Below are 13905 nucleotides of genomic sequence, written 5' to 3' on the forward strand. Positions count from 1 at the left end.
CCGTCTCTTCACCACAGCGTGAGGGCTTCGGCTTGAGTACGGTCTCTCGTTTCCTTCTGCCGCTGGTGCGGCAGTGCGCCGCACGGGCCGCGCCGCAGTGCGACCGAAGAGCACGCTCCTGTGCGGCGTTTCGGGTCCAGCGCGAACCGGAACGCCTGCACCACAAAGCCGGACCGCGGCTGAAACTTCTCACCCGGCGGCCTCGCCTGTCGCCACGGCCACCGCGCGGGCGGCACGGTTCTTCGCCGCCCGCCGCCCGCCGCCCGCCGCCCGTACAGGCGCGCACACATCGAGGTCAGTACTTCGGTGATGTCCCGCACCAAGTCGTCGGCGGTGTCGGCGGGGTCGAGGACGACCAGGCGCCGACCGGACGCCGACAGCACGGCCTCCAAGTGCTCGACACCGAACCGGGCGAGGCGGTCGCGGTGCTCGACCACGATCACGGCCGCGGCCGGGTCGGACAGGATCCTGTGCAGTTCGCGGCGGCGTCCGTTCAGTCCCGAGCCGACTTCGGTGACGACATCCGCGACCGGCAGACCGAGACCGGTGGCTCCCTGGACCACGCGGGCGACCTGCCGGTCAAGGTCCGGCTTCTGGTCAGCCGAGGAGACGCGGCAGTACGCCACAACTCGCCCGGACGCCTCCGCGGCGGGCTCGTCGACCAGCCCCGTCCCGGACGGCGTTTGGCGTACAGGGACCGGCATGCGGCCATCTTTCGCCCACGTCCACGCGGTCTGGTAGTGCACGCCGTTACGTGCCGCCCACTCGGAAAGCTTCACACGTTCACTGATGAATCCTGCGGTGGTTGGCAGCCCCTTCCCCATCGAGTTGCACAGTACTGTGCAACGGCGTAGATTGCACAGCGTTGTGTAAATGCACAGCTGTGTGCAAACAGCGAGGAAGGCAACCCCTGCCATGCGACTCGTCATGAACGAACCGGCCGAGAGGACGGACCGCCCCTACGCACGCCGCTGGTGGGCGCTCCTCGTGCTCTGCCTCAGCCTGCTGATCATCGTGATGGCCAACACCGCCCTCACCGTCGCCGCGCCCGACATGACCGAGGACCTCGGCCTGACCAGCGCCGACCTGCAGTGGGTGATCGACGGATACACCGTCCCCTACGCCGCGCTGATGCTGCTGCTCGGCGCGATAGGCGACAAGTACAGCCGCCGCGGCGCGCTCGTCCTCGGGCTGGTCGTGTTCGCGGGCGGCTCCGTCTTCGGCTACCTCGCCGACAGCTCCGCGACGGTCATCGCCGCACGGGCCGTGATGGGCGCCGGCGCCGCGATGATCATGCCCGCCACGCTGTCCCTGCTCGCCGCGACCTTCCCGCGCGCCGAACGCGCCAAGGCCATCACCCTGTGGACCGCCACGGCCGGACTCGCCATCGCGGCGGGACCGCTGGTCGCCGGCGCGCTGCTGGAGGACCACGGCTGGTCCTCGACGTTCCTCATCAACGTCCCCGTCGCGATCCTCGCCCTCTTCGGCGCCCTCGCCCTCGTACCGCCGTCGAAGGCCGCCGACCGCGGGCGCATCGACTACGGCGGCGGACTGCTGTCGGTGGTGTGGATCGCCGCGCTGGTCTACATGATCATCGAGGGGCCGCACTTCGGCTGGGGCGCCAAGGCCGTCACGGCGGCCGTCGTCGCCGGAGCCGGGCTTCTCGCCTTCGTCCTGTGGGAGCTGCGCCACCCGCGCCCGCTCCTCGACGTCCGCCGCTTCACCGACCGCGGCTTCGCCGGCTCCAACCTCGCCGTCGCCCTGTTCTTCCTTGCGGTCTTCGGCGCCTTCTACTACCTGACGCAGCACCTCCAGTTCGTCCTCGGCTACGACGCCCTGGACACGGGCCTGCGCATGCTGCCGCTGGCGGGCGCCGTGTTCGTCGGAGCGGCCCTCACCGGTCTCCTCACGCCCCGGGTCGGCATGAAGTGGACCGTCACGGCCGGCATGGTCGGCGGCACGGCGGCCCTGGCACTGCTCACCCAGGTCGGTTCGGATTCGTCGTACGGCGACTTCGTCGCGCCCCTGGTCGTCCTCGGCCTCTCGATCGGGCTCGCCCTCTCGCCCTGCACGGACGCCATCATGGGGGCGTTCCCGGAGTCGGAGCTGGGCGTCGGCGGCGCGGTGAACGACACGTCGCTGGAGCTCGGCGGTTCGCTGGGCATCGCCATCCTGGGCTCGCTGCTGGCCACGTCGTACTCCGGCCACCTCTCGGACGCCACGGCCGGCAGCAAGCTCCCCGCCGGCTCCCTGTCCACGGCCCAGGACTCCGTCGGCGCCGGGTACGCCGTCGCCCAGGGCATCGGCGACAAGGCCCGGCAGCTCGCCGAGCAGGCCGCGCACACCAGCGACCCCCAGCAGGCCGAGCGGCTTCGGGCGCAGGCCGAACAGCTCGGCGGAGGTGCCCGGCAGATGGCCGACGCGGTCGGGTCCGCGTTCTCCGACGCGGTCGCCCACACCAGCCTGATCGGGGCCGTGATCCTGGGCGTCGGCACAGTGGTGGTGGCGCTGCTGCTGCCCGGCAAGTCGAAGACGGTGGACGAGCCCGCCGCGGAGGACAAGGAACCGGAGTCGGCCGGGGCCCGCTGAGGCCTGTCGCGGACGTGGCGCCACCGCCGAAGGGCGGCAGGCGCCACGCGCGCGCCCGGCTCCAAGGGGTGCCCGTGAGGCGCGTCGCCCACCCGGAGGGTGCGCTCTGCTGCGGCGAGAAGGTGCGCCGGGGGCCGTCCGGCGCTTCCAGCGGCCCGGAGTGGTGTCGGCACCGCGCGGGCGCCCGGCAGCCCGCACACGCCGTGCCCGGCACGTATCCCCTGCGGGGCACCTGCACCGGGCCGTTCCGCAGGCTGTCCCCGTCGACGGCCAGGCGAGAACCGGCCGGGCGGCCTGGGCGGCCTCGTCCCGGTCGACGGCCCGGCCGAGCCGCCCCCCCCGGCGGGGCAGGCGGCCCTTCGTGGACACGGCCTAGGCGCGAACCGGCCCCGCCGCCTCGTCCAGCCGGGCCCTTTCCTCCGCCGTGAGCAGCAGGTCCGCCGCGGCCGCCGAGCCCCCGGCCGTCTCCGGACGGCTCGCCCCGGGAATCGGGACGACCGCCGGGGACCGGGCCAGCAGCCAGGCCAGCCCGACCTGTTGAGGACTGACGCCACGCTCCGCCGCCACCGCGTGGAAGGCGCCGAAGCGGCCGGCTCCCTCCGTGCGCGACGGCCCGTCCAGGGAGCTGCGGGCCAGCCCGCCCAGCGGGCTCCACGGCAGGAACGCCAACCCCAGTTCCGCGCACAGCCGCAGCTCCGGCTCGCTGTCCCGGACGGCGGGGGAGTACCGGTTCTGCACCGACACCAGCCGGTCGCCGAGGATCTCGCGCCCCTTGCGGATCTGGTCGGCGTCCACGTTGGACAGGCCCGCCAGCCGGATCGTGCCCGCGTCGAGCAGCTCGCGCAGCGCGCCAGCCGACTCCTCGAAGGGCACCGCGGGGTCGGGCTTGTGCAGCTGGTAGAGGCCGATCGCCTCCACTCCCAGCCGCTTGCGCGACGCCTCGGCGGCGGCCTTGAGGTGGCGTGGGGAGCCGTTGACCGTCCAGTCGCCGCCCGCCGGGCGGCCGCGGCCGCCCTTCGTCGCCACCAGGACGCCGGAGGTGTCGCCGCCGTAGGCGGCCAGCGCGCGGGCCACCAGACGTTCGTTGTGGCCGGGCTCCGCACCCGGCAGATGGTACGAGTCGGCCGTGTCCAGAAGGGTCACGCCCGCGTCGAGCGCGGCATGCACGGTGGCCAGGGCGCGCTCCTCGTCCGGCCGGCCCTCGATGGACAGCGGCATCGCGCCGAGCCCGACCGCGCTCACCCACAGCCCGCCGAGTCTGCGGTAGCGCATGTCAGTCGCCCTTCCCGAGCGTCTCGGCGACGGCCCGCGGCAGCCACTGCCGGGTGTCGCTGAAGGTGAACCCGAGCCGGGCGGCCCGGGCGTTGTCCATGCCGTAGGAGCGGCGGAAGGAGAACGGCGAGACCTCGCCGACCTCGATGGGCCGGAACTCGGTCCGGCCGCCGGGGACATGAGCGGCCACCGCCGCGCACAGCTCCTCGGTGCTCAGCGCCCCGGGGGAGGCGGCGTTCACCGGCCCGGTGAAGTCCTCGCCCGCCGTCCAGGCCAGGAAGCGGGCGATCTCCTCGACGTACACGTAGGTGGCCGGCCGGTTCGACGTCGGCACGGCGATCGGCTCGCCCGTGCGGATCCGCTCGGCGTAGTGGGCCAGCCTGCCCGTGAAGTCGTCGTCGCCGCCCAGCACATGGGCGACCCGCACCGCCGTGGACTCGAACTCCGGCCCGGCCGCGAGGACCGCCTCGGCCTGCCGCTTGCCCTCCCCGTAGTGGGCCTCCAGGAACGCGGGGTCGTCCCAGGGCTGATCCGGGTCGACGGTGACGGTGGACGGGTCGACGGCCTCCTCCCGTACGAGGGCGGGGGAGTCCTCGTACTCGTACACCTCGACCGTCGAGGTCAGCACATAGCGGCGGGTGCGGCCGGTGAAGACGCGGCGGGCGATCGCCGCCTGGCGCGGGGTGTAACAGACCTGGTCGACGACGACGTCGAAGACCCGGGAGCCGAGCGCGCCGGTCAGCGACCGCTCGTCGTCCCGGTCGGCGCGCAACTGCTCCACCCCGGCGGGCGGCGGGGAGGACCCCCGGTTCAGCACGGTGACACGGTGGCCTTCGGAGAGCAGCCGTGCGATCAGACGCTTTCCGACGTAACGGTTCCCGCCGATGACCAGGACGTTCAGGGCCTTTTCCATGTTCATAATTCTCCCGGCGTACATCCACGCTCTGAAGGGGGAACCATGGGAGTTCAGGCCGCCACGCCGAAAGAACCACGGCATCTACGCACCGCCGCCGACGAAACATCGGTGGCCTTCGACGCGCTGGACCGGCAGATCCTCCAACTGCTCCAGACCGACGGCCGGATCAAGCTCAGCGAGCTGGGCCGCCGGGTCAGGCTCAGCCCCGCGGCCGTCACCGAGCGGGTGCGACGGCTGGAGGCGGCGGGTGTGATCAGCGGCTACGGCGCCCACGTCGTGCCGGCCCGGCTCGGCTACGGCATCCAGGCGTTCATCCGCGTGAACCCGCACGGCGGCTACACCCTCAAGCACCCCAGGACCCTGGAGCTGATCGAGCGTCCCGAGATCACCGAGGTGCACCACGTGGTCGGGGAGGACTGCTGGATCCTCAAGGTCGCCGTCCGGGACACCGTCCATCTGGAGAACGTCCTGGAGGGCGTCTCCGCGCTCGGCCGCACCACGACGTCGATCGTGCTGACCTCCCCGGTGGAGCGGAAACCGCTGTTGCCTTGACGCGGGGGTCAAGGATTACGTTCGTGCGCATGCGAATCGGCGAGCTGGCCGCACGGGCCGGGACCACGACGCGGACGCTGCGGTACTACGAGTCGCGGGGGCTGCTGCCCGCGCGGCGCACCGGCAACGGCTACCGGGCCTATGACGAGAGCGATCTGCGGCTGCTCCGGCAGATCAGGACGCTGCAGGACTTCGGGTTCGACCTGGAGGAGACACGGCCCTTCGTGGAGTGTCTGCGGGCCGGGCACCCCGAGGGCGACTCGTGCCCGGCGTCGCTCGCGGTCTACCGGCGCAAGCTGGACGAACTCGACGCGCTGATCGGCCAGCTGACCGGCGTGCGGGACACCGTCGCGCGGCAGCTGGAGCGGGCCGAGCTGGCGCGCGCCGAGCTGGCCGCCGAGGCGGAGGTTCCGGGCGGTCCGGAGCCTGCTTGCGAGCTGGGAGGGGACCCATGGTGACAGGCGTGATGGATGTGACGGACGCGGACTTCGAGGCGGAGGTGATCGGGGCAGAGCTGCCGGTGCTGGTGGAGTTCACCGCCGACTGGTGCCCGCCGTGCCGGCAGATGGGCCCGGTCCTCAAGGCCCTCGCCTCCGAGGAGGGCGACCGGCTGAAGGTCGTGCAGCTGGACGTCGACTCCAATCCGGAGACCACCAACGCCTACAAGGTGCTCTCCATGCCGACCTTCATGGTGTTCCGCGGCGGGGAGCCCGTGAAGGCGATGGTGGGCGCGCGGGCCAAGCGGCGACTGCTCCAGGAGCTGGCCGACGTGCTGTGACCGGACGCGCCCGGAACGAGGAAATCCCCCGAGCAATTGCGCTCGGGGGATTTCCTTGCGTATATTTGTTTGTTCGTGACTTCAAGTCGATTGACGTCACAGTGAAGTTCAGTGAGCACAGTATATCCGGGCGGGAGTGGAATTGTCAAACACCGAATTTCCGGACGATGAATTGCGACAGGAACAGGAATTCATCGACGGGTTGTACGCGCGTGTGGACGCGCTGCGCGGCGTCGCCGAGACCTCCGTCACGGACGCGCTCGCGCAGGGCAACACCCCCATGCAGGCCAGACTCGAGCGGGACATCCTCGTGGCCGAGCGCTCCGGGCTGCTCGCCGCGCTGAACGCGGTGGACGGCTCCCTGTGCTTCGGCCGGATCGACCTCACCTCGGGCGTCACCCACCGCATCGGCCGCATCGGCCTGCGCACCGACGACGCCGAGCGCACCCCCGTCCTGATCGACTGGCGCGCCGATGTCGCCCGCCCCTTCTACCTGGCCACCGGCCACACCCCGATGGGCCTCAGGCGCCGGCGGCACATCGCCACCGACGGCCGCGAGGTCACCCACCTGCACGACGAGATCCTCGACCTCGGCGACCAGACCCGCACCGGCCACGAGGACCCCACCGGCGACGCCGTACTGCTCGCCGCCCTCAACTCCGCGCGCACCGGCCGCATGAGCGACATCGTGCAGACCATCCAGGCCGACCAGGACCGCATCATCCGCGCCCCGCACCGCGGCGTCATGGTGGTGGAGGGCGGCCCGGGCACCGGCAAGACGGCCGTCGCCCTGCACCGCGCCGCCTACCTGCTCTACGAGCACCGGGAACTGCTCGCCAAGCGGGCCGTGCTGATCGTCGGGCCCAACCCGGCGTTCCTCGGCTACATCGGTGAGGTGCTGCCCTCCCTCGGCGAGACGGGGGTGCTCCTCGCGACCGTGGGCGAGCTGTTCCCCGGGGTGAAGGCGACCGCGACCGACACGCCCGGGGCAGCCGCCGTGAAGGGCCGTGCGGAGATGGCCGAGGTGCTCGCCGAGGTCGTGCGCAGCCGGCAGGGCCTGCCCGACCCGGTGATCGCCATCGAGCACGACCGCGAGGTCCTCATGCTCGACGACGGTCTGGTCAACGTCGCCCGCGAACGCGCCCGTGCCGCGAAGCTGCCCCACAACGCCGCCCGCGAGCACTTCGAGGGCCACATCCTCAACGCCCTGACCGACCTGTACGCCGAGCGGATCGGCACCGACCCCTTCGACGGGTCCAGCATGCTCGACCCCAGCGACATCACCCAGATCCGCGACGACCTCGCCGAGAACCCCGAAGTCTGGTCGGCCATCGAGCAGCTGTGGCCGCTGCTGACCCCGCAGCGGCTCGTCGCGGACTTCCTCGCCGCGCCGGAGGAGTTCCTGCCCGCCGAGGACGCCGACGCCGTACGCCGCCCCGTGACCCGGCGCTGGACGGTCGCGGACGTGCCGCTGCTCGACGAGGCCGCCGAACTCCTCGGCGACGACGACCGGCTCGCCCGCGAGCGCGCCCAGCGCGAGCGGGAGCGGCAGATCGCCTACGCCCAGGGCGTGCTGGACGTGTCGTACGCGTCCCGGACCTACGAGTTCGAGGACAAGGAGGAGGACGACCCCGAGAGCTCCGAGGTGCTGTCCGCGCACGACATCATCGACGCCGAGCGCTTCGCCGAGCGGCACGAGGAGGACGACCACCGCAGCGCCGCCGAGCGCGCGGCCGCCGACCGCACCTGGGCGTTCGGGCACATCATCGTCGACGAGGCGCAGGAGCTGTCGCCCATGGCGTGGCGGTTGCTGATGCGGCGCAGCCCCACCCGCTCGATGACCCTGGTCGGCGACCCGGCACAGACCGCGGAGGCGGCCGGGGTCGGCTCCTGGTCGGGCATCCTCTCCCCGTACGTCGAGGACCGCTGGGAGCACACCCGGCTGGGCGTCAACTACCGCACCCCGGCCGAGATCATGGACGTCGCGGCGGCCGTGGTCCGCGCCGAGGACCCGGAGTTCGAGCCGCCCAGCTCGGTCCGTTCCACGGGCGTACGCCCCTGGGCGCATGCCACCGACGACCTCCCGGGCGCCGTGGCCAAGGCGGTCGGGGAGCTCACCCCGGCCGAAGGCAGGCTCGCGGTGATCGCGCCGCGCGACCTCCACCGCTCCCTCGCGGCCCGGCTGGACGGTGTCACGGCGGGCGCCGAACCCGACCTCACACAGACGGTGGTCCTGCTCGACCCGCGCCAGGCCAAGGGCCTGGAGTTCGACTCCGTCCTCGTGGTCGAACCCGGCCGGTACGGCACCAGCGACCTGTACGTGGCGCTGACCCGGGCCACCCAGCGGCTGGGCGTGCTGCACACCGGGGAACTGCCGAAGTCCCTGACGGAGGCCTTCGGGTAGCGGAGTGGCCCCGTACCCGCCCGCTGACGGCCGGGTGCGGGGCCGTCTACCGCAGAAGCGCCTTCGGATCCCGCAGGGCGTGCCACAGTCCGGTCGCGAGCGGTACGACCGTCATGGCGAAGAACACCCAGAACAGGAACTCGGCTCCGGGCGTGAGCTCGTAGACGGTGCCGTCCTCCCACTCGCAGTAGGCCCGCGGCGGAAACGCCGTGGAGACTCCCGTCACCTTTCCGCTCCCGATGACGCCTTCCTGAGAGGGCTCCCCGGGGCAGGGAGCGGTCTCCGGGAACAGGCCGGCATCGTCCGCCACCATGATGAACACCCAGGTGAGGGCGGTGAGCGGCATCGACCAGAAGACCGAGGTCTTCACCCACAGCGGCAGCAGGGGATGCGCCAGCAGCCCGCACAGCGCGACCCAGCCGACCACCAGCCCGGCGAAGACGGGAAGCAGCGTCACGGCGTCACGGCCGCCTTCCGGGCGCGCAGCTCGCTCGCGTAGCCCGCGCCGATGGCGAGCAGGGCGGCGGACAGGGCGAGTGAGGCGCTCGCCCCGTTCATCCACCCATAGCCGGAATCAGCGGAGTATACGGAGCCGTCGTCTCGGACGCAGTCGAAGCGGAGTGGCAGGTACGAGGACCGGTGGTGGCTCAGGCCCTCGATCGTGGCCGGGTCGAAGCCGTCGCGGCAGGCCGGAGCCGGGACCGAGTTCGCCCCGTCGTTGAAGCCGGACTCCGACGCCAGGACGGCGAAGAACCCCATCGCGTACACGGCCGCGGCCGCCCACCCGGCCGTCGCCGCCGCACGGCGCATCAGATGCGCCGGCCACGGCTCGGGCCGGCCGGGAAGCGCCATCGCGACGACCCCCGCCCCGGCCACGAGCGCGCCGACGGCACAGGCCATCGAGACTCCCAAGCCCATCAGCACGGCCGGCCCCGCGGGGTGGTGGCATCCATGCGGCAACCCCACCAGGGCCGGCCCGGACGGGCCGTGACGGAAGCCACTCCTCCGGTCACAGCCCTGTCACAGGCGGCCCGGGCCTCCTACGCCGGCCGCAGCCACACCGTCGCCAGGGGCGGCAGGGTCAGTCGGATGCTGGCCGGGCGGCCGTGCCAGGCCAGGGGTTCCGGTTTGACCGGGTCGGGGTTGGTGACGTCGCTGCCGCCGTAGCGGGCCGCGTCGGTATTGACGGCCTCGTGCCAGGCGGGGACGTCATCGGGGACGCCCAGGCGGTAGTCCGGGCGGGTCACCGGCGCGAAGTTGGACACCGCCAGCACCGGGACGCCCTCCGGGTCCAGCCGCAGGAACGCGAGGACGTTGTCGTCGGCGGCGTCCCCGACGATCCACTCGAAACCGGCCGGGTCCGTGTCCAGGCGCCACAGCGCCGGGGTCGCACGGTAGACGGTGTTCAGGTCGCGGACCAGGTCGCGCACGCCCCGGTGGTCGGGCTCGGCCCCGTAGCCCGGCTCCAGCAGCCACCAGTCGGGGCCGTGCGCCTCGGACCACTCGGCGCCCTGTGCGAACTCCTGGCCCATGAACAGCAGTTGCTTGCCCGGGTGGGCCCACATGAAGCCGAGGTAGGACCGGACCCCGGCGCGCTGCTGCCACCAGTCGCCCGGCATCTTCGACACCAGGGAGCCCTTGCCGTGCACGACCTCGTCGTGGGAGATCGGCAGGACGTAGTTCTCGCTGTAGGCGTACACCATCGAGAACGTCATCTCGTGGTGGTGGTACTTGCGGTGCACCGGCTCGTGGCTCATGTACTGCAACGTGTCGTGCATCCAGCCCATGTTCCACTTCAGCCCGAACCCGAGCCCGCCGAAGCCGCTCGGGCCCTTGTGGTGGGTGGCGCGGGTGACGCCGTCCCAGGCGGTGGACTCCTCGGCGATCGTGACCACGCCGGGCACCCTGCGGTACACCGTCGCGTTCATCTCCTGCAGGAACGCCACCGCGTCCAGGTTCTCCCGGCCGCCGTGCTCGTTGGGCGTCCACTGGCCCGGCTCACGCGAATAGTCCAGGTAGAGCATCGAGGCGACGGCGTCGACCCGCAGGCCGTCGATGTGGAACTCCTCGCACCAGTACACGGCGTTCGCGACGAGGAAGTTGCGCACCTCGTTGCGCCCGAAGTCGAACTCCAGCGTGCCCCAGTCGGGGTGCGCGGCCCGCAGCGGATCCTCGTGCTCGTACACGGGCCGGCCGTCGAACTCGGCCAGCGCCCAGTCGTCGCGCGGGAAGTGCGCCGGCACCCAGTCCATGAGGACGCCGATACCGGCCTGGTGCAGCGCGTCGACCAGGTACCGGAAGTCGTCGGGCGTCCCCAGCCGGGCCGTCGGCGCGTAGAAGCCGGTCACCTGATAACCCCAGGAGCCGCCGAACGGATGCTCCGCGACCGGCATCAGCTCCACGTGCGTGAAGCCCAGGTTCCGCACATACCGGGGGAGCTGCTCGGCGAGCTGGCGGTACGTCAGTCCGGGTCGCCAGGACGCCAGATGCACCTCGTACACCGAGAACGGCGCCTCGTGCGCCGGGGCCTCGGCGCGCCGCGCCAGCCACTCGGCGTCGCCCCACTCGTACTCCGAGGACGTGATGACCGACGACGTCGCGGGCGGCACCTCCGTGCGGCGGGCCAGCGGGTCGGCGCGCATCGTCTTCGAACCGTCGGGCCGGGTGATCTCGAACTTGTACAGCTCGCCCTCGCCGACGTCCGGCAGGAACAGCTCCCACACCCCGGACGAGCCCAGCGACCGCATGACGTGCCCGGTGCCGTCCCAGAAGTTGAAGGTGCCGGCCACGCGCACACCGCGCGCGTTCGGCGCCCACACCGCGAACCGGGTGCCGGTCACGCCCTCGTGGGTCATCGGGTGCGCGCCCAGCGCCGTCCACAGCTCCTCGTGCCGGCCCTCGCCGATCAGATGCAGGTCGAGGTCACCCAGCGTGGGCAGGAAGCGGTAGGCGTCCTCGGTCTCCAGGACCGTCCCCTCGTACTGCACGACCAGCCGGTACGCCGGGACCTCCCGCAGCGGCAGCACGCCGGAGAAGAACCCCTCCCCGTCGTCGTGCAGCTCGGCTCGCAGCTCCCCGGCGACGACGGTGACCGACAGGGCGTACGGCCGGAACGCCCGGAAGGCGACGCCGCCGGGCACGGGGTGCGCGCCGAGCACGGAGTGCGGGGCGTGGTGGGTTCCGGCGAGCAGCCGGTCCCGGTCCACCGCGCCGACGGCGGGCGAGACGGCGACCTCCATCTCCGGCGGAACGGCCTGGGCGGCGGCAGCGGTCTTCCCGGCGGGGGCCTTCCGGGCCGGGGCCTTCTTGACCGCACCTTTCTTCGCGACGGCCTTCTTCGCGGGGTCCTTGGCGGCGGTGCTCCTGGTGGTCGTGGCCTTCTGGGCGGGGGACTTCGTGGCGGTGCTCTTGGCGGCGGTGGCCTTCTTCGCGGCCGACTTCGCAGCCGTGGACTTGGCCGCAGTGGACTTCGCGGCCGTGGTCTTGGCCGCTGTGGTCTTCACGGCCGCGGTCTTCGTGGCAGTGGTCTTGGCAGCCGTCGCCTTGACCGTCGTGGCCTTCTTGGCGGCCGTTTTCTTCACGGCCGTCTTCTTCGCGGTGGTCTTCTTCACCGCGGCCTCGGCCGCGGGTTGCTCGACCGCCGCCTTCTTGGTGGCCGTCTTCTTCGTCGCCGCCTTCTTGGCCACGGTCTTGCCGACGGTGGTCCTGCCTGCGGCGGCCTTCTTGGCGGTCGTCTTCGCGGGGGCCGCCTTCTTCGCCGCTGCCTGTTTGGGCACCGCCGTCTTCTTCGCGGCGCTCTTCTGCTGGGCGGCCGTGGGCTGCTCGGGGATCTTCTCCCCGGCGGTCCCCTTGGGACGCGAACCGCTGGACTCAGGGCGGGGGGTCACGGGCGGAGCCTCCAGGGCGAGGGTGGGTCGGTCAGGTCAGGTGGCCGGTCGAGGCGAGCCGGTCTATGGCGGCCAGGGGCACCGGCAGCCAGTCGGGGCGGTGCCTGGCCTCGTACACCACCTCGTAGATCGCCTTGTCGGTCTCGTACGCGCGCAGCAGCACCGGGTCGGTGCGCGGGTCGCGGCCGGAGGCCTCCGCGTAGCCGGAGCAGTACGCGGCGCGGCAGGTCTCGGCCCAGTCCGGCTGGGGAGGATCGGCCGAGCGTGCCGCGTAGTCGAAGGACCGCAGCATGCCGGCGACGTCCCGCACGGCCGGCTGCGGCATGCGCCGCTCGGCCAGCGGCCGGGCCGGCTCGCCCTCGAAGTCGATCAGCCACCACTCGCCGGACGGCGAGCGCAGGCACTGCCCGAGGTGCAGATCGCCGTGCACCCGCTGCGCGGTCCAGGCGCGGCCCTCGGCGGCCAGATCGCCCAGCGCCGTGAACGCCGACCGCAGCCCACCGGCGTACGGCCGCAGCGCGGGCACCGCCTGGACGGCCGCGTCCAGCCGCTCGATCATGCCGTCGACCATGAGCTGGAGCTGCATGTGACCGAGCGTGACGGTCGGCAACGCCCGGGCCAGCGCGGTGTGCACTTCTGCGGTGGCCCGCCCCAGTGCCCGCGCCTCGGCGGCGAAGTCCTCGCCCTTGGCCAGCTCGCGCAGCGCCAGCTCCCAGCCGTCGGAGGCGCCCTGCAGGAACGGCTGGAGCACCCCCAGGACGTACGGCTGGCCGGCCGGGTCCATGGGGCTCGCCGAGACGACCGGGTCCGCCGTGGGGGAGATGTCCGCGACCATCCAGGCCGTCGGCGCGGGCACCCGGGGGCAGCCCTCGCGGGCCAGCGCGAGCGGCAGCTCCAGATCGGGGTTGACCCCGGGCACGATCCGGCGAAGCAGCTTCAGGATGAACGTATCTCCGTAGACGATCGACGAGTTGGACTGCTCGGCGGTCACCACACGCGGCACCAGCCCGGAGCGGATGTCCTGCCCGGGGTCCCGTTCGAAGCGGAGCCTGCCGACCCGGGCGCGGGTGCGCAGCGCCTCCAGGAGCAGCTCGGCGGGCCTGGTGTCGTGCAGTGCGTCGTAGACGGTCCGGCCGGCCAGCGGCCCCGTCGGCACATGTCCGATCAGCGCGGGCGCCAGCCGAGGCGGCAGCGCCTCGCGCACGCCTATCAGCAGCTGGTAGCAGTCACCGGGGTGGCCGGGCGCCCCGTGGGAGGGCACGACGGGCTGATGGGCGCGGACGAGCAGGTGGTACAGGCCCAGCTTGGACGTGGCCGGGAGCAGTTCGGTGGCCTCGACCAGCGTGAACCCGGTGACCGGTCGTCCCTTGCCCGCGAACCAGCGCTGCCGCGGCAGCCACTCCCGCAGCAGCGGATCCAGGGATGCGAGAAGGCCGGGCGGGGCGGTGACGGTGCGTGTGACGGCTTCCGACATGGCGTCGCGTCCTTTCACCCGTTTGTGGTGCGC

Annotated in this window: 11 protein-coding genes and 1 pseudogene; 5 read left to right on the forward strand and 7 right to left on the reverse strand. The window is 72.4% G+C overall.

The genetic code is table 11. The annotated features are described in order from the left end of the window. Window positions 1-257: 257 nt before the first annotated feature. Window positions 258-779: pseudogene (locus CEB94_RS27990) on the reverse strand (IS607 family transposase); the annotation flags it as partial. Between the two features lie 136 nt (window positions 780-915). Between CEB94_RS27990 and CEB94_RS27995 the strand changes: the two are divergent. After that, window positions 916-2589: a DHA2 family efflux MFS transporter permease subunit gene (locus CEB94_RS27995; protein ID WP_175434816.1), complete on the forward strand. Its 1674-nt coding sequence runs from the start codon at window positions 916-918 to the stop codon at window positions 2587-2589. Window positions 2590-2961: 372 nt separating this feature from the next. On the opposite strand, the gene CEB94_RS28000 is transcribed toward CEB94_RS27995, so the two are convergent. Beyond that, complete coding sequence (locus CEB94_RS28000) at window positions 2962-3861, reverse strand: aldo/keto reductase (protein ID WP_175434817.1); 900 nt, start codon at window positions 3859-3861, stop codon at window positions 2962-2964. A 1-nt stretch (window position 3862) separates the two neighbouring features. Beyond that, entirely contained in the window at window positions 3863-4774 is a 912-nt protein-coding gene (locus CEB94_RS28005) for an NAD-dependent epimerase/dehydratase family protein (protein WP_381110263.1), read from the reverse strand. Between the two features lie 45 nt (window positions 4775-4819). Here CEB94_RS28005 and CEB94_RS28010 point away from each other — a divergent pair, with 45 nt between their 5' ends. From CEB94_RS28010 to CEB94_RS28025, 4 genes are all read left to right on the forward strand, one after another. Further along, on the forward strand, window positions 4820-5329 hold the full coding sequence (locus tag CEB94_RS28010) for an Lrp/AsnC family transcriptional regulator (RefSeq protein ID WP_246111933.1): 510 nt from the start codon (window positions 4820-4822) through the stop codon (window positions 5327-5329). 29 nt (window positions 5330-5358) lie between these two features. Beyond that, window positions 5359-5787 carry a MerR family transcriptional regulator gene (locus CEB94_RS28015; protein WP_175437192.1) on the forward strand — a complete coding sequence of 143 codons (429 nt, stop codon included), beginning with the start codon at window positions 5359-5361 and terminating at the stop codon, window positions 5785-5787. Continuing rightward, a complete protein-coding gene (locus CEB94_RS28020; RefSeq protein ID WP_281292528.1) occupies window positions 5781-6107 on the forward strand; it encodes a thioredoxin family protein in 327 nt (108 codons plus the stop codon). The genes CEB94_RS28015 and CEB94_RS28020 overlap by 7 nt, the downstream gene beginning before the upstream one ends. Before the next feature lie 124 nt (window positions 6108-6231). Continuing rightward, window positions 6232-8511, forward strand: a complete 2280-nt coding sequence (locus tag CEB94_RS28025) for a HelD family protein (protein WP_175437194.1) — start codon at window positions 6232-6234, stop codon at window positions 8509-8511. Between the two features lie 46 nt (window positions 8512-8557). On the opposite strand, the gene CEB94_RS28030 is transcribed toward CEB94_RS28025, so the two are convergent. The 4 genes from CEB94_RS28030 to CEB94_RS28045 all read right to left on the reverse strand — a co-directional run bounded on the left by CEB94_RS28030 (window position 8558) and on the right by CEB94_RS28045 (window position 13872). Beyond that, window positions 8558-8968 (reverse strand): hypothetical protein, encoded by a 411-nt coding sequence (locus tag CEB94_RS28030; RefSeq protein ID WP_175434820.1) that lies wholly within the window; start codon window positions 8966-8968, stop codon window positions 8558-8560. Then, window positions 8965-9411 carry a hypothetical protein gene (locus CEB94_RS28035; RefSeq protein ID WP_246111934.1) on the reverse strand — a complete coding sequence of 149 codons (447 nt, stop codon included), beginning with the start codon at window positions 9409-9411 and terminating at the stop codon, window positions 8965-8967. The genes CEB94_RS28030 and CEB94_RS28035 overlap by 4 nt, the downstream gene beginning before the upstream one ends. Before the next feature lie 140 nt (window positions 9412-9551). Continuing rightward, window positions 9552-12398, reverse strand: a complete 2847-nt coding sequence (gene glgB, locus CEB94_RS28040; RefSeq protein WP_175434821.1) for a 1,4-alpha-glucan branching enzyme — start codon at window positions 12396-12398, stop codon at window positions 9552-9554. 31 nt (window positions 12399-12429) lie between these two features. Further along, window positions 12430-13872 carry a maltokinase N-terminal cap-like domain-containing protein gene (locus tag CEB94_RS28045; protein ID WP_175434822.1) on the reverse strand — a complete coding sequence of 481 codons (1443 nt, stop codon included), beginning with the start codon at window positions 13870-13872 and terminating at the stop codon, window positions 12430-12432. Between the last annotated feature and the right edge of the window lie 33 nt (window positions 13873-13905).

The organism is Streptomyces hawaiiensis (assembly GCF_004803895.1).
GTDB lineage: Bacteria > Actinomycetota > Actinomycetes > Streptomycetales > Streptomycetaceae > Streptomyces > Streptomyces hawaiiensis.